At 62.9% G+C, this 23,426-nt stretch carries 27 protein-coding genes and 1 pseudogene; 11 read left to right on the top strand and 17 right to left on the bottom strand.

The window, feature by feature from the left end; genetic code table 11:
• The first annotated feature begins 13 nt into the window (after positions 1–13).
• Positions 14–220, top strand: a complete 207-nt coding sequence (locus NKH49_RS15195; protein ID WP_352926486.1) for a type II toxin-antitoxin system HicB family antitoxin — start codon at positions 14–16, stop codon at positions 218–220.
• 170 nt (positions 221–390) lie between these two features.
• On the opposite strand, the gene NKH49_RS15190 is transcribed toward NKH49_RS15195, so the two are convergent.
• Together NKH49_RS15190 and NKH49_RS15185 are read right to left on the bottom strand one after the other, a co-directional pair.
• Positions 391–762, bottom strand: a complete 372-nt coding sequence (locus NKH49_RS15190) for an endonuclease domain-containing protein (RefSeq protein WP_352926483.1) — start codon at positions 760–762, stop codon at positions 391–393.
• Positions 763–992: 230 nt separating this feature from the next.
• On the bottom strand, positions 993–2,012 hold the full coding sequence (locus tag NKH49_RS15185) for a glycoside hydrolase family 25 protein (RefSeq protein ID WP_352926480.1): 1,020 nt from the start codon (positions 2,010–2,012) through the stop codon (positions 993–995).
• Positions 2,013–2,271: 259 nt separating this feature from the next.
• Here NKH49_RS15185 and NKH49_RS15180 point away from each other — a divergent pair, with 259 nt between their 5' ends.
• Positions 2,272–3,186: a hypothetical protein gene (locus NKH49_RS15180; RefSeq protein ID WP_352926477.1), complete on the top strand. Its 915-nt coding sequence runs from the start codon at positions 2,272–2,274 to the stop codon at positions 3,184–3,186.
• A 13-nt stretch (positions 3,187–3,199) separates the two neighbouring features.
• Here NKH49_RS15180 and NKH49_RS15175 read toward each other — a convergent pair whose 3' ends face one another.
• The 5 genes from NKH49_RS15175 to NKH49_RS15155 all read right to left on the bottom strand — a co-directional run bounded on the left by NKH49_RS15175 (position 3,200) and on the right by NKH49_RS15155 (position 5,962).
• On the bottom strand, positions 3,200–3,412 hold the full coding sequence (locus NKH49_RS15175) for a hypothetical protein (protein WP_023717422.1): 213 nt from the start codon (positions 3,410–3,412) through the stop codon (positions 3,200–3,202).
• 118 nt (positions 3,413–3,530) lie between these two features.
• Positions 3,531–3,929: a GFA family protein gene (locus NKH49_RS15170; RefSeq protein ID WP_352926475.1), complete on the bottom strand. Its 399-nt coding sequence runs from the start codon at positions 3,927–3,929 to the stop codon at positions 3,531–3,533.
• Between the two features lie 196 nt (positions 3,930–4,125).
• Positions 4,126–5,082, bottom strand: a complete 957-nt coding sequence (locus NKH49_RS15165) for an alpha/beta fold hydrolase (protein ID WP_352926472.1) — start codon at positions 5,080–5,082, stop codon at positions 4,126–4,128.
• Between the two features lie 24 nt (positions 5,083–5,106).
• Positions 5,107–5,592, bottom strand: coding sequence for an SRPBCC family protein (locus tag NKH49_RS15160; RefSeq protein WP_352620675.1), 486 nt, complete (start codon positions 5,590–5,592; stop codon positions 5,107–5,109).
• Between the two features lie 121 nt (positions 5,593–5,713).
• Complete coding sequence (locus tag NKH49_RS15155; protein ID WP_023674751.1) at positions 5,714–5,962, bottom strand: ParB N-terminal domain-containing protein; 249 nt, start codon at positions 5,960–5,962, stop codon at positions 5,714–5,716.
• Positions 5,963–6,117: 155 nt separating this feature from the next.
• Between NKH49_RS15155 and NKH49_RS15150 the strand changes: the two genes are divergently transcribed.
• From NKH49_RS15150 to NKH49_RS15130, 5 genes are read left to right on the top strand one after another with little or no spacing between them, the layout of a single operon-like run.
• Positions 6,118–7,758: a N,N-dimethylformamidase beta subunit family domain-containing protein gene (locus tag NKH49_RS15150; protein ID WP_352926469.1), complete on the top strand. Its 1,641-nt coding sequence runs from the start codon at positions 6,118–6,120 to the stop codon at positions 7,756–7,758.
• A 1-nt stretch (position 7,759) separates the two neighbouring features.
• The gene (locus tag NKH49_RS15145; RefSeq protein WP_352926466.1) at positions 7,760–9,127 is read left to right on the top strand and encodes an aminotransferase family protein; all 1,368 of its coding nucleotides are present in this window, start codon (positions 7,760–7,762) and stop codon (positions 9,125–9,127) included.
• 10 nt (positions 9,128–9,137) lie between these two features.
• Complete coding sequence (kce, locus tag NKH49_RS15140) at positions 9,138–10,067, top strand: 3,5-dioxohexanoate:acetyl-CoA acetone transferase (protein ID WP_352501605.1); 930 nt, start codon at positions 9,138–9,140, stop codon at positions 10,065–10,067.
• Between the two features lie 9 nt (positions 10,068–10,076).
• Complete coding sequence (locus tag NKH49_RS15135; RefSeq protein ID WP_352926463.1) at positions 10,077–10,589, top strand: GNAT family N-acetyltransferase; 513 nt, start codon at positions 10,077–10,079, stop codon at positions 10,587–10,589.
• The gene (locus tag NKH49_RS15130; protein WP_352474026.1) at positions 10,586–11,617 is read left to right on the top strand and encodes a histone deacetylase family protein; all 1,032 of its coding nucleotides are present in this window, start codon (positions 10,586–10,588) and stop codon (positions 11,615–11,617) included. Before NKH49_RS15135 ends, NKH49_RS15130 begins: the two co-directional genes overlap by 4 nt.
• Before the next feature lie 18 nt (positions 11,618–11,635).
• Here the strand turns inward: NKH49_RS15130 and NKH49_RS15125 are convergent, their stop codons facing one another.
• The gene (locus tag NKH49_RS15125; protein ID WP_352818143.1) at positions 11,636–12,901 is read right to left on the bottom strand and encodes a cysteine desulfurase-like protein; all 1,266 of its coding nucleotides are present in this window, start codon (positions 12,899–12,901) and stop codon (positions 11,636–11,638) included.
• Between the two features lie 48 nt (positions 12,902–12,949).
• Entirely contained in the window at positions 12,950–14,017 is a 1,068-nt protein-coding gene (locus NKH49_RS15120; RefSeq protein ID WP_352818140.1) for an aldo/keto reductase, read from the bottom strand.
• Between the two features lie 383 nt (positions 14,018–14,400).
• Here NKH49_RS15120 and NKH49_RS15115 point away from each other — a divergent pair, with 383 nt between their 5' ends.
• On the top strand, positions 14,401–14,565 hold the full coding sequence (locus tag NKH49_RS15115) for a hypothetical protein (protein ID WP_023674744.1): 165 nt from the start codon (positions 14,401–14,403) through the stop codon (positions 14,563–14,565).
• Between the two features lie 45 nt (positions 14,566–14,610).
• On the opposite strand, the gene NKH49_RS15110 is transcribed toward NKH49_RS15115, so the two are convergent.
• Positions 14,611–15,117, bottom strand: coding sequence for a DUF1993 domain-containing protein (locus NKH49_RS15110; protein WP_352766959.1), 507 nt, complete (start codon positions 15,115–15,117; stop codon positions 14,611–14,613).
• A gap of 123 nt (positions 15,118–15,240) precedes the next feature.
• Here NKH49_RS15110 and NKH49_RS15105 point away from each other — a divergent pair, with 123 nt between their 5' ends.
• Entirely contained in the window at positions 15,241–16,278 is a 1,038-nt protein-coding gene (locus tag NKH49_RS15105) for a DUF1176 domain-containing protein (protein WP_352818137.1), read from the top strand.
• On the opposite strand, the gene NKH49_RS15100 is transcribed toward NKH49_RS15105, so the two are convergent.
• From NKH49_RS15100 to NKH49_RS15080, 6 genes and pseudogenes are all read right to left on the bottom strand, one after another.
• Entirely contained in the window at positions 16,275–17,132 is an 858-nt protein-coding gene (locus NKH49_RS15100; RefSeq protein ID WP_352772732.1) for an alpha/beta hydrolase, read from the bottom strand. The genes NKH49_RS15105 and NKH49_RS15100 overlap by 4 nt on opposite strands.
• A gap of 92 nt (positions 17,133–17,224) precedes the next feature.
• Positions 17,225–18,835: an NTP transferase domain-containing protein gene (locus tag NKH49_RS15095; protein WP_352818134.1), complete on the bottom strand. Its 1,611-nt coding sequence runs from the start codon at positions 18,833–18,835 to the stop codon at positions 17,225–17,227.
• Positions 18,832–19,536, bottom strand: a complete 705-nt coding sequence (locus tag NKH49_RS15090; RefSeq protein WP_352614091.1) for an XdhC family protein — start codon at positions 19,534–19,536, stop codon at positions 18,832–18,834. The genes NKH49_RS15095 and NKH49_RS15090 overlap by 4 nt, the downstream gene beginning before the upstream one ends.
• A gap of 6 nt (positions 19,537–19,542) precedes the next feature.
• On the bottom strand, positions 19,543–19,881 hold the full coding sequence (locus tag NKH49_RS15085) for an XdhC family protein (protein WP_352474017.1): 339 nt from the start codon (positions 19,879–19,881) through the stop codon (positions 19,543–19,545).
• A gap of 85 nt (positions 19,882–19,966) precedes the next feature.
• Positions 19,967–20,063: pseudogene (locus NKH49_RS34920) on the bottom strand (AAA family ATPase); the annotation flags it as partial.
• Between the two features lie 33 nt (positions 20,064–20,096).
• Positions 20,097–20,591, bottom strand: coding sequence for a flavin reductase (locus NKH49_RS15080; protein WP_352457772.1), 495 nt, complete (start codon positions 20,589–20,591; stop codon positions 20,097–20,099).
• Positions 20,592–20,771: 180 nt separating this feature from the next.
• On the opposite strand from NKH49_RS15080, the gene NKH49_RS15075 reads away from it, so the two are divergent.
• Entirely contained in the window at positions 20,772–21,845 is a 1,074-nt protein-coding gene (locus NKH49_RS15075; RefSeq protein ID WP_352818130.1) for a branched-chain amino acid ABC transporter substrate-binding protein, read from the top strand.
• A gap of 14 nt (positions 21,846–21,859) precedes the next feature.
• The gene (locus NKH49_RS15070) at positions 21,860–22,879 is read left to right on the top strand and encodes a P1 family peptidase (RefSeq protein ID WP_352501680.1); all 1,020 of its coding nucleotides are present in this window, start codon (positions 21,860–21,862) and stop codon (positions 22,877–22,879) included.
• 46 nt (positions 22,880–22,925) lie between these two features.
• Here the strand turns inward: NKH49_RS15070 and NKH49_RS15065 are convergent, their stop codons facing one another.
• Positions 22,926–23,180: a DUF2171 domain-containing protein gene (locus NKH49_RS15065; RefSeq protein ID WP_023674734.1), complete on the bottom strand. Its 255-nt coding sequence runs from the start codon at positions 23,178–23,180 to the stop codon at positions 22,926–22,928.
• Between the last annotated feature and the right edge of the window lie 246 nt (positions 23,181–23,426).

Below are 23,426 nucleotides of genomic sequence, written 5' to 3'. Positions count from 1 at the left end.
AAGGAGTGACGACATGCGATACGCGGTGGTGATTGAAAAAGCCGGAAACAATTTTTCCGCTTATGTTCCGGATCTGCCCGGCTGCATCGCCACCGCTGCGACGGTGCCTGAGGTTGAAGCCGAAATTCGTGACGCAATACGCTTTCATATCGAAGGCCTGCGGGCCGATGGGCTGGATGTGCCCAAAGCTGTCAACCTGGCGGAATATGTAGAGGCGTAGAAGGTGCGATCTCCCCTTCTCCCCTTGTGGGAGAAGGTGGCCTCGCGAAGCGAGGTCGGATGAGGGGTGCTCCAGCTTGGCACCGGCGGCGCTACGTCCAACACCCCTCAACCGTCTCGGCGCTCCGCGCCGAGCCACCTTCTCCCACAGGGGGAGAAGGGAAGAGCGCGCTACCGCCAAGGCTGCAAACTCTCGTCCCGTACGTAGGCGATGATGGTATCGCAGACGGCGTTCAGATCCCGCAGCACGTCATCGTTCCAGAAGCGCAGCACGCGAAAGCCCCTCGCCTTCAATTCGGCATTCCGCTCCCGATCATAGCCCGAATCCGCGTGCTGGCTGCCGTCGATCTCGACAATCAGCCTACCCTCGGCGCAAACAAAATCGGCGATGAACCGGCCGACCGGGACCTGACGCCGGAATTTGATGCTGTCGAGCTTGCGTCCGCGCAGCTCATGCCACAGGCGGTCTTCCGCCTCGGTCGGCTCGCGTCGCATAGAGCGGGCGAAACGACGCTTGGTCGGCGCGACGGGCTGGTGCGGCATGGGACGAGGGTATCCAATCTGGGCATGACGTCCAAGGAATTTGAGACCAAGTGTGGAAAACCGAGCGCTATCCCTTCTCCCCTTGTGGGAGAAGGTGGCCTCGCGAAGCGAGGTCGGATGAGGGGTGCTCCAGCTTGGCACCGACGGCGATCCGTCCAACACCCCTCATCCGGCTCGGCGCTGCGCGCCGATCCACCTTCTCCCACAAGGAGAGAAGGCAAGAGCTGCCGCTACTCCGCCTCCGCTACCATCTGCCTTCCACCAACCCAGTCGCGCCACGCCCTCTCATCACCATGGAACACGTTGAGGTCGATGCGGCCTCTTACGCCGTGCGACAGGCCGGAGCCGGAATATTGCCAGAACAGCCATTTGCGGCCGGGATAAACCTTTGATGGGTGCGCCGCCACGGCGCGCAGCCAAAATGGATAATCTGGGAAGGCGCCCCTGAGATTGTCACGGTAGAAGTCAGGCGCGGTGTAGATGATCGGGCGCTGGCCGTAGTAGCGCTCGAGCATGTCCATGAACACCTGCATCTTCTCCAGCACCTTTTGCCGCGACGGGCGGCGCTTGCAGCTGGATTCGCCGTTCCACTCGACGTCGATCACCGGCGGCAGCGCGCCCTCGACCCTCGGCACGTTGCGGATGAACCAGTCGGCCTGCTCGCCGGCGGTGCGGCACCAGTAGAAGAAGTGGTAGGCGCCGCGCTTCAGGCCGGCAGCGTCGGCATTGCGCCAGTTCCTGGTAAACATCGGGTCGAGATGATCGCCGCCGTCGGTGGCCTTGATGTAGGCGAAGTTGGCGCCCTGGGCGCGCAGCTTTTGCCAGTTCACATTGCCCTGCCAGCGCGAAACGTCGACGCCGTGGACGGCAAGGCGCCTCGGCGAGGAGGATTTACCGAAATTGATCGGCTTGGCGTCGCGAAAACCATAGCGCGTGACCGGCTCGGCAAGCATCGCCGGTGCTGCGCGTGTCAGCCGCTTCGGCGGCGCCATCAGCGCGATCACCTCGGCCGGCGGATCGATGCTTTGGTCGGGTACGTCCATCGCGACCTGTTGTTCGTCCTGCTCCTGTTCCGCGAAGGCTGGCGCAGCATCAGTTTTCGCCACGGATGCCACCGGCGCTGGTGGCCGCACCACCGAGCTGGTGGTCTCGCTGGACGGCACTTGCAGCGCATCGACGCCGGAGGTTGAGGTGCAGCCGGCAAGGCACAGCGCTGCGATCGAGAAGATGACGACGCCTGATAACCGCATCTGGACCTGTACGCAAAACACAACAGACCGAAGGCAGGACAACGCCGCCGGACAAACCAAGCTGGATTCCTAACAAGAAACTACCAACAAAGTTTGAATCGAATTATTAGGGCTTTGCATCGGGACCTTGGCCCGCACCGAGGTGCGCTATCCCCCAACGTTCGGCCACCTGGCTGCCTCGCAATCCCGCTTGACAACTCACTGCATGAGATTAGTCTCCACTAATCTTACGGTGTAAGGCCATACTTGGGAGGAAGTCATGCAGCCCGCCGCCTTGTCAGAATTGCAGCCCGTAGTCCCGCCGGAGCCATGCTCGCCCGCCATCGGGATCGACGAGATATCTGGCGATCTCAGCCGCGTCATCGAACGCGCCGAGGTCGATGCCTGGCTCGACCTCTATCGCGCCGCCCCGGCAGACTTTGCCGCAAGGCAAGGCCTTGCCATCGCCGAAGATGGCGATCTCGTCTGGACCACCTGCACGACGATCCCGTTCATCCATTTCAACTGCGTCAAGAATCTCGGTGTCGATAGCGCAGCCACCGAGAGCCGGCTCGACGCGCTTCTGGCGCATTATCGCGACGCCGGCATTCTGCGGCCCTGGTTCTACACCAATCCACATACCGAGCCGGCGACGCTCAGCTGCTGGCTCGAGGCGCGCGGCTTGCAGCGTCAGGGCGGCTGGGAACGCATCTTTCGCGACGCCGCGCCATTGCCAGCGGAGCCGCTTTTCCCGACTGAGAACGTCTCGGTCGAGCGGGTGACGCCGGCAACGGCAAGGGAATGGGCTGGGTTCATCGACAGCCAATATCGGTTGCCGACCTCACCGTGGTTGCTGGCGCTGGCCGGCCGACGCGGCTGGCATCATTACATGCTGCGGCGGGACGGCGCGGTGGCGGCGGTGCGCTCGATGTTCATCGGTGTCGACGGCATGGCCTGGAGCGGCATCGACGCGCCGGTTCCCGGCATCATGGCGCCGAGCTTCGACCTCGATGCAATGCTCGGCGAAGCGATGGTGCGCGACGGACTTGCGGGCGGTGCAAAACTGTTCGTGACCGACATTGAGGCGCCGCAGTCCGAACGCGACGGGCCGGCCTACCGCAACTATGCACGCCTCGGCTTCAAGCTTGCCTATTTCCGCAGCCATTACAGCTATTTGCCGGCAAATTCCGGCTGACCGTTTCAAGACCCTAGCCGCACAGCCACAGCTTGTGGCAGGTCGTGGCCATCAGGTGGGCCGGCGGTACAAAACGATCGTTGACCGCCACATCGTCGTCCGCCCGGCGGACCTTTTCCTCGAGCAGCGTACGAAGTTCTGCCGGCTGCACGCGGTCGCGCTCCATCACCAGCTTGATCATCGGATCACTCAAGAGCTCGTCCAGGGTGTTGATGCTGTCGTTCATTCCGTCGCCTCCTCGACTGCCGCCCGCACGCAATAGATAGGCAGCAATGATGGCCCGCCAATGACGCTTTGCCGGCTATCTCGTGTCGCTTCGGATTAAATTTTGTCCAGATTTCACCTCAAGCCGGAGGTGGCGCGCCTTCATATTGCGGCAGGCCGTCGTCGATCTGCACCCAGGGCTGCTTCGAGGCGGTCCAGATATGCATCTCAGGCCTGAACAACGAGGGATCATCGAGCGAGCCGGTGGTGATGCCGATAATGCCGGCGGAGTCGCGTCGGGAAAACATCGTCGTGCCGCAGCGCGGGCAAAAGCCGCGCTTGAGATCGGGCGAGGAATTCACCGTCGCCAGCGGTCCGTCGAGCGTCACATCATCGATGCGGAACAGCACGCGCGCGTTGAAGGCGGCACCCAGCGCCTTCTGGCACAACCGGCAATGGCAGACGCGCTCATTGATCGGTGCCGCCTCGGCGCGGTAGCGCACCGCGCCGCACAAACACCCGCCCTGATATCTTGCCATCACCCGCGTCCCTGCCCTGTGAGGATAGGCGGCATACCTATCGATAGGCGTGGCAGCGTCAATTGAAAAGCTTTGATGGCGCCATCTATAGCTGTGATGCGGCCAATACACGATTGGCCGATGCGCCGGGCCAAGGCCCCATGGGCGAAATGCCGGCCATCTCGCGGAAGACAGCCGGCAGACAATTGACTGGGCGTCAGTTCGTTTCGTTGACGACCTCGTCCCAGGTCTTGACCTTGGTCTGGCCATTGAGGAACGGCAGCGCGGCAGCTGTCAGTTCCGGCGCGAAGAACACATCGTAGTGGGTCCGGTTCGGCACGATCGCCAGGCGGTTCTGCGACAGGTTCTCGCGCATCCAGCCGGCGTCCTTCAACCCGCCGCCAAGCATCTGGTAGAACTTGATCTCGTGCTCGGGCCGGTACATGTCGCTGTCGCCGAACACCAGCATGACCGGCATTTTCAGCTTCGGCACGTCGGCTGAATAATCGTAGTCCTTGCGCATATAGGCGCCCAGCTGGTCGAGCAGTTTCGGAAAATCCTCCGGATGCGGCGCAACCGCGACGTAGGACTTGTACATCGGCGTGTCCTTCATCATGTCGGCCATCGCCGCGCCGACCTGTGCCTGCTGGCCACGCATCTCGGCATAGAAGCCGTCCGCGGCATAGCCGGTCGAGACCAGCACCAGGCGGCGCACCGCTTCAGGCTGCTGGACGGCCATGCGGAAGGCGACGCCGCCACCCAGCGAATAACCCATGACGTCGACCTTGTCGTAGCCGAGCGCCTTGACGATCGCCGCCATGTCGTCGCCCATCGCCTCCAGGCTGAGCGGCCGGTCGCCGAGTGCGGTGCGGCCATGGCCCTGCAGGTCAACGCCGATGACGGTGCGGTTTTCGGCAAGCTTCGGCAGGATCGGCGCGAACATGTCGATCGTGCCGAGACCGCCATGCAGCAGAAGCAGCGGCTCGCCCTTGCCATAGACGGCGTAATAATAGTTCAGGCCGTTGATCGGCAGCAGGCCGGATTTTTCCGGCGTCGGCAGTGTTGCGGTTGCGGTCGTCATGGCGGGCTTGGCCTCCTCTGCGTTGATGGTGCCCGGCGCGGCAAATAGCGCGGCGGCCGAGGCGAATATGGCGAAAAATACCGATCTGGACACGTCAGTCTCCCTCTCCCGTTTGCATCAAAGTCGCTTTGCGACCTCCTCAAGCTGTTCGGCGCACTGGCCCCAGCCCTCGTGAAAACCCATTTTCTCGTGCTGTTCGCGGTCGGCGACCGACCAATGCGCGACGCGGGCAATGTAGCGGGTCTTACCCTCGCCCTCGTCCTCAAAGGTCAGCACGACCGTCATGAACGGCTTTTCGGACGGCTCCCACGCCTTCGTATAGGCATCGGTGAAGACGAGCTTTTTGCCCGGTACGACTTCGAGGAAGATGCCTGGATTCGGGAACTCCTTGCCGTCGGGATCGGCCATGACGACAAGGGTGGAGCCACCGGTCCGCACATCCATTTCGGCGCGCGGCGTCATCCACGGCTTCGGCGAGAACCATTGCGTCAACAGCTTTGGCTCGGTCCAGCAGCGATAGACGTTCTCGTGCGGCGCATCGATGATGCGCGCGAGAACCAGCTCGCGGTCGGAGTTGGGGGCGATGTCGAGCTTGGTGGTCATGGTGTTTCCTCACACGTCGGTTTTGGCTTCCGTGTCTAGGACGAACCGACACGACGCAAGCCGACACGGCCCGCGAAAAAATCCGCGGGACAGGAGATTCGAACGACGGAAATAAGTGGCTTCAGTGGCGCTTGGCTTGCACCAGATAGGCGTCGATCTCGGTCTCGCCGAGCCACTTGGCCGCTTCCAGCCGATGCAACCCTTCGACCAGGATATGGCGCTTGCCGTCATGGCGCACTTGGATCGGCATCTTCATGCCGTTTTCCAGAATGTCCTCGGCCAGATGGCGGACGGTCTCGGGATGCAGCGTCTTTTTGCGCGCCGTCGGCACGTAGATATCGTTGACCCTGACCTTTTGCACTCTCAGCATATCGGCTCCCGTGGCGGACAAGGCCGCGTTTTGTGAGATAGTCTGTTTGTCCGGCAACGCCAAGGGAGCGCCCGGCAATGGCTGGCCCGATCGTTTCCAATTGACGCTTGGCCGGCGGATGGCCGAAATGGCGGCCTTCGACCTTAGCGGTGTCCATGAACCACCTGCCGACCGAGTTTCCCGATTTCGGACTGACGCCGGAGCAGCGAGGCCAGGCGGTGCGCAGCCATTACTGGGAATGGCCGGGGATGGATGGCGCGCGCGGCGAAATCTGGTGCTACAGCGACCGTTTTTCCTACCGTCCTGGCGACATGGTGGCGCTGCATGTCAGTTCGACGGCCGCCAGTTTCGGCATCGCGATCATCCGCGACGGCGGCGCGGAAACGACAATGTTCGAAGGGACCGGAATCGCGGCGCGCTGGCAAGATACGCCGGACCAATGTTCGGTCGAAGGCTGCGGCTGGCAAGCGTCGTTCGAGTTTCGGATCGGCGACGACTGGCCGTCCGGCGCCTATCGCGTGACGCTGACAGCAGATGGCCGGGACGGCAAGCCGATCCGCTACCACCATCTTTTTATCGTCGCGCCGCAGCCCGGCAAGAAGCCTGGCCGTGTGCTGCAGGTGGCGGCCACCGGCACCTGGCTCGCCTACAATACATGGGGCGGTTCCAACCATTACGAAGGCATCACCGGGCCAGGCCGGGACCAATATGCACGAATGGTGTCGACGCAGCGGCCGTGGTGCCGCGGCTTCGTCGTGCTGCCCAGGGACGCGCCGCGCGTGCCGCTCGAAGTCGCCGTGCCGCCGAAAACCGTGCCGCGCTATCCGCATATGGAATGGGCCTTTGCTACCGGCCATTCGAAGAAATACGCCTCGTCCGGCTGGGCAAGCTACGACAGCCATTTCTTCCGCTTCGCCGAGCGTGCCGGCTACGCCGTCGATCTCGCCAGCCAGCACGATCTGCATTTTTCGCCCGACATTCTCGATGGCTATGACTGCGTCGTCCTGGTCGGCCACGACGAATATTGGACCTGGGAAATGCGCGATGCGGTCGACACCTATGTCGAGCGCGGCGGTCATGCGGCGCGCTTTGCCGGCAATTTCATGTGGCAGACCAGGCTGGAGGACGAAGGCCGCCGGCAGGTCTGCTACAAATACCGCGCTCGCGCCGAAGACCCGGCCTATCGCGGCGGTGATATAAGGCGCGCCACCAATTCCTGGGAAGCGCCGGAAATCGGCCGGCCGGGTGCCGCGACCTTCGGTCTCAACGCGACAAGAGGCGTCTATGCCGGCTGGGGCGGCTGCGCGCCGCGCGGCGTACGCGGCTTTCCGGTCTACCGGCCGGAGCATTGGGCGTTTGCCGGCACCGGCATCTACTATGGCGATCTGCTCGGCGCCGACAGCCATGTCTATGGGTACGAGGTCGACGGGCTCGATTTCGAGATCCGCGGCGGCCTGCCCTACCCCAAGCCCGACAGCGGTGCACCGGACGGGCTGCAAGTGCTGGCCGTCGGCATGGCGAGCCAGGTCGAGGAAAGCGCCGACATTGCGTTCGAGGACCAGTTTCTCGGCGACGAGGACGGACGCTTCACCGCCGAGACGCTGTTCGGCGAGGCAAGCGATGCCAACCTCGACAAGGTCAAACGCGGCAACGGCATGATCGTCAATTTCCCGCGCGGCAAAGGCGAGGTGTTTCACGCCGGAAGCTGCGAATGGGTTGCCGGCCTGCTAAGGCAGGATGCGATTGTCGAGCGCGTCACCAGAAATGTCCTTGACCGCTATCTTGGAAAGCCATGACATGTTGAAGTCTCCTGCCCCGGAAACTCGCGAAGCCTCGCATCTGTTTTATCTATCCAGCCTGCGCCGGCCGCTGATCGACCGCGCCGAAGGCATCTACATGTGGACGCAGGATGGCCGCCGCTTCATCGACGGATCGAGCGGTCCGATGGTTGCCAATATCGGCCACTCCAATCGCAACGTGCTCGACGCGATGAAAAGGCAGATGGACCGCGCCACCTTCGCTTACCGTCTGCATTTCGAGAACGAACCGGCCGAGGAGCTCGCGCGGCAGCTGGCCGCCAAACTCCCTGAAGGCATGGACCGCATCTTCTTTGTCTCCGGCGGCTCGGAAGCGACCGAATCCTGCATCAAGCTGGCGCGGCAATGGGCGGTCGCCACCGGGCAGCCCAGCCGTTGGAAGGTGATCTCGCGCTTTCCCTCCTATCATGGCGGCACGCTCGGCGCGCTCGCCGTTACCGGCGACGATGCGCTGTCCGAAACATTTGTGCCGATGATGCAGATGATGCCGACCGTGCCGGCGCCCATCGCCTGGCGCGACCGCGACAATCTTTCGATGGAACAGCGCGGCATCCGCTACGCCGACATGCTGGAGGAAAAGATTCTCGCCGAGGGACCGCAGAGCGTGCTCGCCTTCATCATGGAGCCGGTCGGCGGCGCTGCCACGGCAGCACTGGTGGCGCCCGACAGCTACTATCCGCGCATCCGCGAGATCTGCGATCGCTACGGCATCCTGCTCATCCATGACGAAGTGATGAGCGGTGCCGGCCGCACCGGAAAATTCCTCGGCGGCGACCACTGGAACTGCAAGCCCGACATCGTCGCGCTGTCGAAGGGGCTGGGCTCTGGCTACGCGCCGCTCGGCGCGCTGGCGGCACCGATGCGGCTGGTGCAGCCATTGCTCGCGTCGGGCGGCTTTCAGCACGGCCACACCTACGCCGGCAACCCGCTCGCCTGCGCCGCCGGGCTCGCCGTACTCGGCGAAATGGACCGTCTCGGCCTGATCGCCAATGCGGCTGACATGGGCGAGCTTTTGATGGACGAGTTGAAGCGATTGGCGAAGCGGTTTCCATTCATCGCCGACGTCCGTGGCAAGGGCCTGCTCACCGGTGCCGAGATGCTTGCGGATCCCGACACTCTGAGGCCGATCGAGCCTGCAAAGAAGGCCACCCAGCGGCTGCTCGACCTCGCCTATGAGCGCGGCCTGATCATCTACGGACGCAAGGTCAAGGGCGGCGTCGACGGCGACAATTTCATGGTCGCGCCGCCGATGATCGTCACCGCCGCGCAGATCGGCGAGATCATATCCATCATCGGCGACTCGCTCGAGGTGCTGGCCGGCGAGCTCGACCTGCCGGTCGAAGGCTGAGAGGCGAACCATGGCGTCGCGAAAAGTCATCATCACCTGCGCCATCACCGGGTCGGTACACACCCCGTCGATGTCGCCGCATCTGCCCGTGACGCCGGACCAGATCGCCGCAGACGCGATCGCCGCCGCCGAGGCCGGCGCTTCGATCCTGCATCTTCATGCCCGCGACCCCAGGGATGGGCGGCCGACCGCCGACCCCGAGGTGTTCATGCAGTTCCTGCCGCGCATCAAGCAGGCGACCGATGCGGTGATCAACATCACCACCGGCGGATCGTCGCTGATGACGCTCGACCAGCGGCTGGCCGCGCCGCTCAGGGCCGAGCCGGAAATGTGTTCGCTCAATATGGGTTCGATGAATTTCGCGCTGTTCCCGATGCTCGAGCGGCCGCGAGAATGGCAGCACGAATGGGAGCCGAAGCTGCTCGAGGCTACCCGTGACACGATCTTCAAGAACACCTTTGCCGACATGGAGACGGTGCTCGAGAAGCTCGGGCGTGGTTGCGGCACGCGCTTCGAATTCGAGTGCTACGATGTCGGCCATCTCTATTCGCTGGCGCATTTTCGCGATCGTGGACTGGTGTCCGGACCTTTATTCATCCAGTTTGTTTTGGGCATTCTTGGCGGCATCGGCGCCGATCCAGAAAACCTGATCCATATGAAGCGCATCGCCGACAAACTGTTCGGCGACAGCTACCGGTTTTCGGTGCTGGCCGCCGGACGCCACCAGATGCCGATGATCTCGATTGCGGCGGCGATGGGCGGCAATGTCCGCGTCGGGCTGGAGGATAGCCTCTACGAAGGGCGCCAGCTCGCCAAGTCCAATGCCGACCAGGTGCGCCGCATCCGCGGCGTGCTCGACGGATTGTCGCTGGACGTCGCGACGCCGGCCGAGGCGCGGCAGATGCTGGCGCTCAAGGGCGGCGACCGCGTGGCGTTCTGAGATGCGACCGTGACCAACCCACCGTCAAGAGACATTGTCATCCGGCCCGGGACCGTCGAGGACGTCGAAACCATCCACGCCGCGCTCCTGCGGCTCGGCGCGCATGTCGGCGCACATCAGGAGATCACCTCGACAGCTCAGGATCTCCGCACCTATGGCTTTGGCGAAAAGCCTGCCTTCTCGACCCTGATTGCCGAAATCGGTGGCGAATTTGCCGGGCTTTGCCTGTATTTCCCGATCTTCTCGACATGGATGGGACGGCCCGGCGTCTATGTGCAGGACCTCTATGTCGAGGACCGTTTTCGTGGCCGCAGGATCGGTGAACGCCTGCTGCGCCGAGTCGCGGCGCAATGCCGGAAGAGCGGCGGCGCCTATCTCAGGCTGTCCGTCGATACCGACAACGGGACCGCCAAGGCTTTTTACGAACGATTGGGCATTGCCTGGTCCAGCTACGAGCAGGTGCAGAAGATCGTCGGCGACGCCTTTTTCGCCTTTGCCGATGCACCGGAGGAGCCAACATGAAAGCCTTCTATGCCGAAGAACAGAAGCGCCATGACCCGAAGGCGTTCCTCTCGAGCGGCGCGCCGCAGCCCAATCCGGAAAGGCCGGAACGGGTCGAGCGATTGTTGGCCGGCGCAAAGGCTGCCGGCTGCACGATCGAACGGCCGCGGGATCACGGACTCAGCCCGATTGCGGCGGTGCATACGCCGGAATATCTCGATTTTCTCCAGCACATCTTCGCTCGCTGGCAGCGCATCGAGGGCGCCTCGGCCGAGGTCATCCCCAATATCCATCCGATCGCGCGGAACGGCTCCTATCCGGCCTCGGCGGTCGGCCAGGCCGGCTATCACATGGCCGACACCGCCTGCCCGATCTCCGGCGAGACGTGGCAGAGCGCGCTTTGGAGCGCCTGGAGCGCGGTTGAAACCGCCGAGGCGGTGATGTCTGGAGCGCCGGCCGCCTATGCGCTGTGCCGGCCGCCCGGCCATCACGCCTTTGCCGATGTCGCCGGCGGCTTCTGCTTCGTCAACAATTCGGCCGTCGCTGCACAGGTTCTGCGCAAACAGGCGGCGCGGGTGGCGATCCTCGATGTCGACCTCCACCACGGCAACGGCACGCAAGGCATCTTCTATGCCCGGCCGGACGTGCTCACCGTGTCGCTGCATGCCGACCCGGTGCGCTTCTACCCGTTTTTCTGGGGCCATGGCGACGAGCGCGGCGAAGGGCGCGGCCTCGGCTACAATCTCAACCTGCCGCTGCCGCGCAAATCCGGCGATACAACGTTCCTCGAAGCGCTGGAGGCATCGTTCCAGCGCATCAAGGCCTTCTCGCCCGATGCGCTTGTGGTGGCGCTGGGGCTAGACGCCTTCGAAGGTGATCCGTTCGGCGGGCTGTCGGTGAGCACGCCTGGTTTTTCGCGCATTGGCGAGGTGATCGCCGGGCTCGGCCTGCCAACGGTCATCGTCCAGGAAGGCGGCTATCTCTGCGACGAGCTCGGCGACAATCTCACCGCCTTCCTCACCGGTTTTGGCGGCACCCACAAGCGATGATCCGCCCGCGAGGGCCGCTCAGGATCGTTCCTGCCGCAGCATGGCGACAACGCGGTGCACGCTCTCCAGCGTCTCGTCGATCTCGGCTGCAGTGTTGTAATGAGCGATGCCGATGCGCACCACGCCCTGCTCGGCCGGAATGCCGAGCTGGTGGACGATCTCCCAGGCGTAGTTGTGGCCGGACCACAGGAAGATGTTTTCCGCATTCATCTGCCGCACGATCGTCTCCGGCACGATGCCCTCGACGGTGAACGACACCGTCGGCACGCGCTCATTGATCCGCTTCGGATCGGTGATGCCGTGGATGGTCAGGCCGGCAATATCCGACAAGCCATCGATCAGTTGTCGCGTCAGCGGGTTCTCGTAAGCGATTGAAACTTCGAAGGCCTTGGCGATTTTCAGCCGACGCGATCCTTGCGCGCCGGCTGCCGCGCCCAACTCGGCAAAATAATCGACAGCTGCCGACAGGCCGGCCATCAATTCAATCTGCGGCGTGCCGAGCTCGAAGCGCTCCGGCAAGGCATTGGACGAGCAACGGCATTTATACGGCTTAAGCGCATCGATAACGTCCAGCCTGCCCCACAAAATCCCCATGTGCGGGCCGAAGAACTTGTAAGCCGAGCAGATCAGGAAATCGCAGCCGAGGTTTTGGACGTCGATCAGGCCATGCGGCGCGAACTGGACGGCATCGACGTAGACCAACGCACCAGCCCGCCTGGCGATGCCGGTCAACGCCTTCACCCGGTTGATCGACCCGGTGAGATTGCTGGCGTAGTTGAGCGCGACGAGCCGCGTCCTCTCGGAAAGCAGCGCGGCGAGCGCCGCCTCTTCGATCTGCCAGCTCTGCTGGTCGAAGGGCAGCCAGCGCACGACAAGGCCAAGGTCTTCTGCCAGTTGCAGCCAGGGCGAGACGTTGCCCTCATGGTCCATGCGGGTGAGGATGATCTCGTCCCCGGGCTTCATCGTGCGGCCGAGCGTTCGCGACATGTGGTAGGTCAATGTCGTCATGTTGGCACCGATGATAATTTCCTGCGGGCTCGCAGCGCCGAGAAAATCCGCCATCGCCAGATGGGCCTCGTCCCCGATGCCTTGTGCTGCAACGGTGGTGTCGAAGAAGCCGCCGAGGTTGGCATTCGTGGTCAGCAAGCAACGCGATACTGCGTCCCCCACCGCCTGCGGGACCTGCGTGCCGGCAGGATTGTCGAGATAGATGCGCCGGCGGCCCTTGTCGGTCAGCGACAAAGCCGGAAATTTCGCGCGCACCGCGTCGATCCGGAAGTCCACGGCTGTTCCCCTCTCCTTATGACGATCGGACAACCACGTCCCGACGCATCAAGGGCACGGATTGCCGACGCGCTGGTGGATCGCATCAACGGCTTTCTGCATGTCCTCGGTCCAGACCACGTCGGCGGAAGAGAGCGCCATTTCGAGTTGCGAAATGGTGGTGGCGCCGATGATGTTCGAGGTGACCAAGGGCCGGTTCGAGACATAGGCATTGGCAAACAGCGCCGGCTCCATGCCGAAGGTGCGCGCCAACCGGTTGTATTCGAGCTGCACGTCGGCAGCATTCGGAGTCTCGTAGCGCTGGCCGCGGTTGAACAACTGCGAGCGCGAGCCCTGCGGCCGCGCGCCATGATCGTATTTGCCGGTCAAATAGCCTTGCGCCAGCGGCGAATAGGCAAGCAGCGACACCTGCTCGCGCTCGCAGACTTCGGCTAGGTTCACCTCGAAGGTGCGGTTGACGAAATTATAGGCGTTCTGCACGGAGGCGACGCGCGGACCGAGGCCCTTGTCGGCTTCGCCAATGAAACGCATGACGCCCCAGGAATTCTCGTTCGACAGGCCGAAATGGCGGATCTTGCCGGCCTTCACCAGTTCATCGAACACGGCAAGCGTCTCGGCGATCGGCGTCTCGCCCTCCGGCACGCCGGCGGCATCGGAGCGTCGCGGCACGGCGCCGATGCGGTTCGGATTGGCGCCCCACGGCACGTCGCGTTCCGGCCAATGGATCTGATAGAGGTCGATGTAATCGGTGTTGAGCCTGGCGAGTGACTTATCGATAGCGTCGAAGATATCGGCGCGCACCAGCTTAGACGGGCGGTCGCCCCGAAACCAAGTGTTGGCGGTGCGACCAACTACCTTCGAGGCGATGATCATCTGGCCGCGATTGCGCTTCTCCTTCATCCAATTGCCGATGAATGTCTCGGTACGGCCTTGTGTCTCCGCCTTGGGCGGGATCGGATAGAGTTCGGCGGTGTCGATGAAATTGACGCCGCGAGCAAACGCCAGATCCATCTGGGCGTGACCGTCCGCCTCGGTGTTCTGCTGGCCCCAGGTCATCGATCCGAGGCAGATTTGCGACACGAAAAGATCGGTCTGGCCGAGACGGCGTTTGTGCATGGAGTTTCTCCGGCGGGAATTTTGCGCGGCTGCGCGAGGAGGACGCAATAGCATACAGGAAAGCGTCGCCCGCTTCCAAGCCCACGGATGGAAGGTCAGACGACTTTCCCGGGACGCCGGCGGACAGGGTTTATCCCTGCGGCTAATAAAAAGCCGGACTGCATTTTCATGCAGTCCGGAAGTTCGCCAGGAATGGCGAGGAAAAAACCGGCCAAGTGCCGGCATAGACGCCTACGGTCAAAGCGCCGCAGAAGTTTCGCCGGACCAGCCGAATTATGTCAAAAAAGATCAGGGCAGCATGGCTGCCATGCGAATGCTGCACTGCACAATCGTCATGATCTGCTTATATTGACCGCCTTGGAGGTTCAATAAGGGCTTGAATCATGGGATTCTTCACTGAAATGTTCGCTCGTCCGCGTCCGCGGGAACAGCTGCGCTATCGAGCGGCGCTGGCGCTGCTCCATTCGATGAGCAATGCCGATCGCGCCGATATCGGCGTCAAGCCGGCCGATTTCCCGCGCATCGCCCGGGAAATGTCCCTGCGCTAAACAACTGTGAGATATCCGCCGTGGCGGATATCTCCCGAGCGGATCTCAACGCGATCCGAGGAAGATCGACTTGCCCAATGGCACGCCGTTGTGGCGCAGGATGTCGTAGGCGGTGGTCAGGTGGAAATAGAAATTGGGCATGGCGGCATGCAGTAGATACTGCATCCCCGGCATCGAAACCTCGCGTCCCGCAAGCCGCAGTTCGACTATCCTGTCATCTGAACCATCGAATTCGGCCGCCGAAAATGTCGCGAGATAATCGAGCGTCTTGGTAAGGCGGGCCTGCAGATCAGCGAAGTTCGCCTCATTGTCCTCGTATTTTGGCACCTCGCGTCCCGCAAGCCGTGACGGGGCGCCTTTGGCGTGATCGGTGGCAATCTGTACCTGCCTGGTCAGGGCAAACATGTCCGGCGCCAGCCTCGCCGTCAGATACACCTGCGGATCAATCTTGCGATCAGCCGCATTTTGCTCGGCAATGTTCAGCACATTGGCTAGTGCCTTCAGCCTCGCCGAAAATACCGGCACGGATGCTTCATACATTGATATGGTCACAAGAAATCTCCACGCGGCCCGACTGCCGAGGGCGAGAGGTAGCGCCTTCGCAGGCGATTGTTCAAGCGTCACCACGTCGCCGCAATCGATATGATAGGATTTTTCATCGAGTGGAGGTTCCCGATGAGACGCGCCCTTTTTGCAGCGACCGCTTTTGTGTCTCTTGCCATTGCCGGCCAATCGGCGCTCGCCGCAGACGCGCCTTATATCGATGACAGGTCGAATGCCGAAGCGGTCATCCGGTCACTTTATAGTGCCATCAGCCGGCACGAATTCGCGCGCGCCTGGGATTATTTCGGCGACACCAAGCCGGCCAAGGATTTCAATTCCTTCGTCAAAGGCTATGACAGCACGGACACGGTCGAAGTCAAAACCGGTGGCGTATCCGAAGACGGGGCTGCCGGCAGCATCTACTATAGCGTTCCGGTCGCCATCCGGGCGACGGCCAAGGACGGCAGCGAAAATGTCTTTGCCGGCTGCTATACGCTGCGCCAGATCAACGCCTCGATCCAGGAACCGCCATTTCGCTCGATCTTCATCGATAAGGGTGCGCTGAAACCCTCAAAGGCCGATTTCGAGGATGCGGTGCCGGCAAGCTGCGGCGAAGGACCGCCGCCGCCGAAGAAGGACGCAGCGCTTGAGCAAGCCAAAAAGGCGTTTGCCGCGACTTATGGCGACCAGTGTGACAAGGATCTTTTGGCGCAGGAGCCGGACATTTTCTCGATCCACTATAAGGGCAAGGATGCGTCTGCCAGTGATCCCGAAAGCGAAACGCGGCTTTTCCATTTCGCCTGCTCGGCCGCGGCCTACAACGAAAACTCGATCTATTACATGAGCGACGACGTGCTTGGCGTGAGACAATTGCAGTTCGCCGAACCTGAGATGGACATCCGCTACGAGAACAATGACAGCGACGGCAAATTGCTGGGCATGACCATAGTTGGCTTCCAGACCTCCGGCTGGGCAACTAATTCCGATTACGACGAAGAGACCAAGACGATCACCAGCTTCAACAAATGGCGTGGCATCGGCGATGCCTCTTCATCAGGGACCTATCTGTTTCGCAACGGCGATTTTTCCCTGGTCCAGTACGATGTCGACGCGTCTTATGACGGCGAGGAAAATCCGCAGACGGTCGTCGACTACAATACCGCGCCTTAGGGAGCCTTCGACAACATCCAATTGAGCGTGCCGCGCCAGTCGGTCATGCGGATAGGGGTGCCATGCGTGCCGGTCTCGAAGCGGACGAAGCGGGTCGGATAGGCTTTCGATTTGGCCAGAATCGATCGGAAGAAGGCTTCCTGTTTCTCGATTGGAAACACCGGGTCCTTGCTGCCCTGGCCGAAGAAGACCGGCACACGACGCTTGAAGGCGGGGCTTGAGAAGAAACTCTCGTCCCATAGCGAGCCGAGCAGCAGCAGCCCGTCGATGCGCCCGCCGGTGTCATGGCGGGCGGCCAGCTTCCAGCATATTGAGCCGCCCATCGAGCCGCAGGCGACGAAGATTTTTGCGCTCGGCGATTGTTCGGCATAGTGGTTGATCAGCGCGGCGATCTGGGTGGCACCGGTGTCGCCGAAATCGGAAAAATCCGGCGACAGATAGAGGCCGCCATTGCCGGCCATCAGGTTCTTGATGCGGTTGAAATTGCCGCCGAAGGTGAAGTCGTCGCTGCCCTGCTTACGGCTGCCGCCCTGCCCGTGCAGATAAAGCACGATGATGCTGGCGCCCCCGGTCTTGCCGACGGCAATGTGGCGGACATCGCCTGCATCGGTCGGCAGCAAGAGATCCTGCTGCACCTTACGCACGCCGGTGTCGGTGTATTGCGCGTGTACACGACGCTCAGGCACTTCGTCACGAGCGTTGATGTCGCGCAGCTCACGATAATCGACAACCGTATAGGCGCCGTTGCTCTCGGACGAGAGCGTGCCCGGGTAGGCGAACAGATCGTCCTTGAAGGGTTTGAGTTCGAGAGCGTTGGCGTAGGCGGCACAAGAGAGCGACAAAAGAATCGCCATCAGCAGGGCCGGGAGGCCGGAGGAAGGCAAGCGGAACCGGAAGCAGGAACGAAAGGCCATCCCTCAGCCATGCGTTTTTCGGCTTCGGTTTGTCAATCCTGCAGCACGCCGCCGGCGCCTTCCAGCGCCTCGCGCGTGTCGACGTCGACGGCTGCCCCTTCGCCGATCTCGACATCGATGACATCGAGCCCTTCGGCCTCGACCAGATGGCGGGCGCCGGTATCGCCTTCGAGGTGAGCGATCGCGGCAAACAGCGAACGCGGCAGCAGCACCGGATTGCCGCGCCGCCCGTCGTGCGAGGCCCGCACCACCGATCGGCCTTCGGACCTGCGGAACGCCTCAATCAGCCTGTCGAGGTCGGCCGAGGCGACGCCAGGCATATCGCCGAGGACAATCATGGCGCCGGCGGCGTCGCCGGAAATCTTGGCGATGCCGGCCTTCAGCGACGAAGACAGACCCTCGCCGAAATCCGGATTGTCGGCGAAGGTCACATCGAGGCCAGACAGTGCATCGCGCACGCGCTCGCGCTGGTGGCCAGTGACGACGATGGTGGCCGCGGCTTTCGAACCGACCGCGCGTTCGGCAGTGCGACGGACCAGCGGCTTGCAGTCGAAGAGCGCCAAGAGCTTGTTCGGCCCGCCCATGCGGCTGGAGCGGCCGGCGGCCAGAAGCACGATCTCGACCTTTGGTTCGGCTTTGGCCGGCAATGGCTCGCGCGGCTGCGGCCGCGTCGGAATTTCCATCAACAGCCCGCCGACACCCATGCCGGCAATATCCCTGGCGGTCACGTCGAGACCGGCGATCAGCCGGTCAAGCACCCAGTCGAAGCCGTTCTCCTTGGGACTGCGGGCGCAGCCCGGCGCACCGATGATGCGCTTGCCGCCTAGAGTGCCTAGCACCAGCAGATTGCCGGGATCGACCGGCATGCCGGCGCGGATGACAGTGCCGCCTGCCTTTTCGATGGCAGCGGGAACGACGTCGCCGAAATCGGCCATCGCCGAGGCGCCAAAGATAACCACCATATCGTTGTCGCGGATCAGCGAGGCCGCAGCCTCGGCGACGGGGATAATTTCATGCGAGGTTCGACGCTCCGCCGTCAGCCTGCCGCCCGAACGCGCCAGGCGCGCTTCGGTGACGCGCAGCGTCTTGTCGAGCACGCTGGGTTTGATGCCGGGCAGCACCGTCTGGATGACACCGACGCGCACCGGGTGATAGGCGTTGACCGCAAATATGTCGCCGCCGGCGCAGATCCTTGCCACGGCATCGACCAAAGCGGAGGCGACGGCAAATGGGATGATCTTCACCGTTGCTACCATCTGACCTTTTTCGACCGGCGCATGCTGCGCGAGCGTGGCGATGGTGATCGTCGGATCGACGGCGTTGATGGCGTTGATCATCGCCGCGTCGACGGTGAACATGCCGGCCGCCTGCGCGTGGAGGTTGACCCTACCTGTCGCGGCGGGCTTCGCCTCGATGTTGCGATGGATCATGGATGCGGCGATCTTTTCGGCGGCGACGTCCTCGCTGAGATCATCGGGCGCCAACACCGCCGCTACGACCTCGGAAATGCCAGCGGCCTTCAAAAGGGACACATCCCTGGCGCTTAGCCTGTGCGCCTTGCGGAAGCGGCGCTCTCCGACCGTGGTGGCGTGCGCAAGCACTGCCCCTTCGGCCGTATCGATCGCAACGGGACCAAATTTCACGCGACCGCGCCTTTGGATTCGAGGCCGCGGGAGCGAAAGGCGTGGATCGCTTGCGCCAACACCGCGACGGCGATCTCGGCCGGGCTGGCAGCCCCAATGTCGAGGCCGATCGGGGCATGAATGCGGGCGATCTGGTCGGCGGTCGCTCCCGAAGCCAGCAGGCGTTCCACACGTTTGGCGTGGGTCTTGCGGCTGCCGAGCGCGCCGACATAAAAGCAGCCGGCGTCGAGCGCCGCCTTCAGCGCGAAATCGTCGATCTTCGGATCGTGGGTGAGAGCAGCCAGCGCCGTATAGCTATCGAGCGGCTGAGGCGTCAGCACATCCTCTGGCCATTCGGCATGCAGCGCGATATCGGGAAAACGATCGGGCGTGGCAAAGGCCGTGCGCGGATCGATGATCTCGACAGGATAGCCGGCGATCCTGGCCATCGGTGCCAGCGCCTGGCTGATGTGGACGGCGCCGATCACCACCAGGCGCGGCTGCGGCAGATGTGCGTTGAGGAAGAAGGTCCGTCCCTCAGCTTCGACCAAACCGGAATTGCCCGTGCGAAATGCCTTGGCGATGGCCGCCCCGAGTTCGCCGGCTACCCGGTCGCCCTCGCGCACGACACGGTCGCGGCCGTCGCCGAGATCGGTGACCAGGATTGCCGCGCGGCGGGCGCGGCGTTCGGCGTTGAGTGTCTTCAGCGCATAGGGATCCATTCGAGATCAACCCAATCTTTCTACATAGACCTTGATGCGGCCGCCGCATGACAGGCCGACTTGCCAGGCGGTCTCGTCTGCGACGCCGAATTCGAGCATTTTGGCCTTGCCGCTATCGATAACATCGACCGCCTCGGCGACCACGGCGCCTTCGACGCAGCCGCCCGAGACGGAGCCGTGGAAATTGCCTTCGGCGTCGATGACCAGGTGGCTACCGACCGGGCGCGGCGCCGAGCCCCAGGTCTCGACCACGGTGGCAATGGCGACATCCTTGCCGTCCTTCATCCAGCCCTCCGCGATGATCAGCGGGTCGCGGGCCTCATCGAGATAGATACTGCGTTCCATGATTTTCTCCCTGGCAGACATGTGGTGATGCGACGCGCTTCACGCCAGCCTCGATCCACGGGCGCGCGTCGACCGAACGCATAAAAAACAGCACGGTTGCCAGCGACCGGTCCGCCACATAGTCCGCACCGGTCAACAGATCGATCGTCCGCGGCGCCGGACGCGGTTTTCAACTCGGTCATCCTGTCTTCGCGGACGCGGCCATCTGAAAGCCTCTACAAAGCGTGGTAACCGCGGTTGTGATAGATCAGCGGCCGCAAATTATCGCCGATGCGCAAACCTGTAACCTTGCCAAAAAGCACACGGTGGGTGGCCAGATCCTTGGAGTCGATCAGTTCGCAGTCGAAGACGGCGAGCGCACCCTTCAGCGTCGGCGCACCGGTCGAGATCACATCCCATTCGGCCAATGCGAAACGCTCCTCGACCGGCAGGCCGGTAATGCCGGAAAAGCCGATCGACAGCGGCTCCTGATCCGAAGCCAGCGTGTTCAGGGCAAATTTGCCGTTTTCCACGAACGGCTCGTTCTTGGGATTTTCACGATTGAGGCAAACCAAGATAGTTGGCGGCGTGTCCGACACCGAGCAGGCCGCGATCACCGTCGCGCCGCGCCTGCCGGCAGGGCCATCGGTGGTGACTACATGCACATGGCCAGCAAAATGGGCCATCGCGTCGCGGTAGGCCTGCGGCCCGATGTCATTCTTCTTCAGCACCGATGATTTTCCACTAGTCAGAACCAACCGTTATATATGGGGGGATATTGCAGGCCACAAGCGAAGTGCTTGACCTATATCCCGAATTCGCGTGTTGCGCCAAAGCTGGCCAGCCTTTAGGTCTTGACGGCATTGGCGCCGGCAGAACACGCGATCGGCGCGGAGGAATTCTTCGCTCGCATGCGACGTTGGACAACCACAATAGCGGTGCTGGCCTGGCTCTCGGTCGCCGGTAGTGCGAGCGCCGAGACGCTGCGGGTCGGCGTCGCGGCACCTTTGTCGGGGCCGTCGGCAATCCTCGGCAAACAGATCGAGGCCGGCGCGACAATGGCGGCTGAAGCTGACGGTACCGAGATCAGGACGATCGATGACGCCTGCACGGCCGACGGTGGCGCCGCCGCCGCGCGGGAATTCACCGCGGCCAAGGTCAACGTCGTCGTCGGGTTTTTGTGCACCGACGCAATCGAGGCGGCTCTGCCGATCCTCAAGGATGCCGGCATACCGGTGATCACAGTCGGCGTTCGCACGGAAAGCCTGACCGACCGGCGCGCCAAGACCGGATGGCCGATCTATCGTCTCGGGCCGCGCGGCGACGACGAGCGCAATGCCGTCGCTGCCATCCTCACCCGCCTATGGCAGACCGAGCTGTTCGCCATAGTCGACGACGGCACGATCTATGGCCGCGAAATGGCCGAGACGTTTCGGGCAGCCGCCGAGCAAGCGGCGCTGAAGCCGGTTTTCGTCGACACGTTCCGGCCGCAGCTCGATAACCAGATCGGCCTGATCGGCCGACTTAGGAAAGCCGGCGCAACGCATGTCTTTGCCGGCGGCGACGGCGATGATGTCGCCATTATGGGCCGGGATGCTGGCCAGCTAAATACCGGCATGGTGTTTGCCGGCGGCGAAGCGTTGCGCGCGCCGCTCGGCGACGTGGCTTATGCCGCCGGCACGCTGATGATCGCGCCGCCCGAATGGGCCGATGTCGCCGACCCCAAGGTGCTGCAGAGCTTTGCCGGACAAAACATCGTGCCGGAAGGTTACACGCTGCCCGCCTATGCCGCGGTCGAGATCGCCAAGTCGGCTTCAGCATTGACGCAAAGCTCCGGCGAGAGGCTGGCCAACGTGCTGACCGCGCATGACTTCACCACGGCGATCGGACCGATCCGCTTTGACGAAAAAGGTGACCTGACGCAAAATCCTTATCGAGCCTTCCGTTTCGACGGCGGCCGTTTCGTGCCGGCGGAGAGCCAATGATGTCCAGCACAGGGATGTTCCATGCGGGTCCGCGCAATCTCATCACGGACGTCGCCGGCCTGCGTGTCGGCAATGCGGCGAATGCCAAGCTGAAATCGGGTGTGACCACCGTCATCTGCGACGAACCGGCCGTGGCCGGCGTGCAAATCCTGGGCGGTGCGCCGGGCACCCGCGAAACCGACCTGCTCGAGCCGCACAATTCGATCCACGCCATCCATGCCCTGGTGCTTTCGGGCGGGTCGGCTTTTGGCCTCGACGCCGCGTCGGGGGTGCAGGCGGCATTACGTGAAAGGGGCATCGGCGTCGAGGTCGGCGGCTTTCGCGTGCCGATCGTGCCGGCGGCGATCCTGTTCGACCTGCGCAATGGCGGCGACAAGGATTGGGGCCGGTATCCGCCTTACCGTGACCTTGGCTACGAAGCCGCGCAAGCCGCCGCGATAGACTTTGCGCTCGGCACTGCCGGCGCAGGTAGCGGGGCTTTGAGTTCCGGCCTGAAGGGCGGGCTCGGCTCGGCCTCGACAGTGCTGGACAGCGGCGTCACCATCGGCGCGCTCGCCGCCGTCAACCCGACCGGCTCGGTGACGGTCGCAGGGACCCGCCATTTCTGGGCGGCGCCGTTCGAGATCGGCGACGAGTTCGGCGGGTTAGGCTATCCCCACCCGATGCCTGACGATGCCAGAAAGGTCCTGCTGAAGTTCCGTGACAAGCATGCGGCAGAACAGGCGGAAACCGGCGCCAACACGACCATCGCCGTGATCGCCACCGATGCGGTACTCACGAAGGCCGCCGCCAAACGTCTGGCGATATCGGCGCATGACGGCTTTGTCCGTGCCATTTGGCCGACACACACGCCCGCAGACGGCGATCTGGTCTTCGCGCTGGCAACGGGCAAGAGCGGCATCGAGCTCGCACCCAACGATGCCGTCGATCTCTACGCCGCGGCCGGCGCCACGATGGCACGCGCCATCAGCCGCGGCGTCTTTGCCGCGACGCCGGCCGAGGGCGATCTGTTCCCGGTCTGGTCGTCGCGCTGAACGCGCAACGCTCATTCGGGTGAGCCGTAATCAGACTGGATTATGATCAGGTGGGTTCGGATTTTTCTTCCTCGAACGTGACCGCAACATCCGAGTTTGCCGACAGCCGCACCTTCTGGCCCTCGACCTCGGCGACAAGGCTGAGAGGAATGAAGTGGTGATGGCCCCTGTGAGCGCCCTCGCCACTGTCGCGCTTGGTCAGCTTTATGCGATCTCCGTCAACCTTGTCGACGGTACCGACATGGACGCCGTCGGCGCCGATCACTTCCATACGTTCGCGAATCTTGGCTGCATCAGTCATTGGGGGTCTCCCTTAGAGCGCCGCGCGTCCCTTTGAACGCGCAAAGGACGCTCTAAACATTTTTGAATCAATGCATCGCGCCTTCCGAAAATCGATCCTGATTTTCGGAAGGCACGATGCGGTGAAGTTGCCGACAATAACAAACGACGGCCGGATTGGATGCATCGACTTTGTGTTTCAGTCAGCACGATCTTTTGACGGCATCGTGATAGGAATTTGAGGGCGTCGACCGTCGGAATGGAAAGC

Source organism: Mesorhizobium sp. M1088 (assembly GCF_040318575.1).
GTDB lineage: Bacteria > Pseudomonadota > Alphaproteobacteria > Rhizobiales > Rhizobiaceae > Mesorhizobium.
The sequence above is the reverse complement of the archived record's forward strand: the minus strand, read 5'-3'. Positions and strand labels throughout refer to the sequence as shown.

What these genes read in the sequence shown, in the direction of transcription:
- NKH49_RS15195 (WP_352926486.1), top strand. Translation starts at nt 14, where the DNA reads ATGCGATACGCGGTGGTGATTGAAAAAGCCGGAAACAATTTTTCCGCT.
- NKH49_RS15190 (WP_352926483.1), bottom strand. Translation starts at nt 762, where the DNA reads ATGCCGCACCAGCCCGTCGCGCCGACCAAGCGTCGTTTCGCCCGCTCT.
- NKH49_RS15185 (WP_352926480.1), bottom strand. Translation starts at nt 2,012, where the DNA reads ATGCGGTTATCAGGCGTCGTCATCTTCTCGATCGCAGCGCTGTGCCTT.
- NKH49_RS15180 (WP_352926477.1), top strand. Translation starts at nt 2,272, where the DNA reads ATGCAGCCCGCCGCCTTGTCAGAATTGCAGCCCGTAGTCCCGCCGGAG.
- NKH49_RS15175 (WP_023717422.1), bottom strand. Translation starts at nt 3,412, where the DNA reads ATGAACGACAGCATCAACACCCTGGACGAGCTCTTGAGTGATCCGATG.
- NKH49_RS15170 (WP_352926475.1), bottom strand. Translation starts at nt 3,929, where the DNA reads ATGGCAAGATATCAGGGCGGGTGTTTGTGCGGCGCGGTGCGCTACCGC.
- NKH49_RS15160 (WP_352620675.1), bottom strand. Translation starts at nt 5,592, where the DNA reads ATGACCACCAAGCTCGACATCGCCCCCAACTCCGACCGCGAGCTGGTT.
- NKH49_RS15155 (WP_023674751.1), bottom strand. Translation starts at nt 5,962, where the DNA reads ATGCTGAGAGTGCAAAAGGTCAGGGTCAACGATATCTACGTGCCGACG.
- NKH49_RS15150 (WP_352926469.1), top strand. Translation starts at nt 6,118, where the DNA reads ATGAACCACCTGCCGACCGAGTTTCCCGATTTCGGACTGACGCCGGAG.
- NKH49_RS15145 (WP_352926466.1), top strand. Translation starts at nt 7,760, where the DNA reads ATGTTGAAGTCTCCTGCCCCGGAAACTCGCGAAGCCTCGCATCTGTTT.
- kce (WP_352501605.1), top strand. Translation starts at nt 9,138, where the DNA reads ATGGCGTCGCGAAAAGTCATCATCACCTGCGCCATCACCGGGTCGGTA.
- NKH49_RS15130 (WP_352474026.1), top strand. Translation starts at nt 10,586, where the DNA reads ATGAAAGCCTTCTATGCCGAAGAACAGAAGCGCCATGACCCGAAGGCG.
- NKH49_RS15120 (WP_352818140.1), bottom strand. Translation starts at nt 14,017, where the DNA reads ATGCACAAACGCCGTCTCGGCCAGACCGATCTTTTCGTGTCGCAAATC.
- NKH49_RS15115 (WP_023674744.1), top strand. Translation starts at nt 14,401, where the DNA reads ATGGGATTCTTCACTGAAATGTTCGCTCGTCCGCGTCCGCGGGAACAG.
- NKH49_RS15105 (WP_352818137.1), top strand. Translation starts at nt 15,241, where the DNA reads ATGAGACGCGCCCTTTTTGCAGCGACCGCTTTTGTGTCTCTTGCCATT.
- NKH49_RS15100 (WP_352772732.1), bottom strand. Translation starts at nt 17,132, where the DNA reads ATGGCGATTCTTTTGTCGCTCTCTTGTGCCGCCTACGCCAACGCTCTC.
- NKH49_RS15090 (WP_352614091.1), bottom strand. Translation starts at nt 19,536, where the DNA reads ATGGATCCCTATGCGCTGAAGACACTCAACGCCGAACGCCGCGCCCGC.
- NKH49_RS15085 (WP_352474017.1), bottom strand. Translation starts at nt 19,881, where the DNA reads ATGGAACGCAGTATCTATCTCGATGAGGCCCGCGACCCGCTGATCATC.
- NKH49_RS15075 (WP_352818130.1), top strand. Translation starts at nt 20,772, where the DNA reads ATGCGACGTTGGACAACCACAATAGCGGTGCTGGCCTGGCTCTCGGTC.
- NKH49_RS15070 (WP_352501680.1), top strand. Translation starts at nt 21,860, where the DNA reads ATGTTCCATGCGGGTCCGCGCAATCTCATCACGGACGTCGCCGGCCTG.
- NKH49_RS15065 (WP_023674734.1), bottom strand. Translation starts at nt 23,180, where the DNA reads ATGACTGATGCAGCCAAGATTCGCGAACGTATGGAAGTGATCGGCGCC.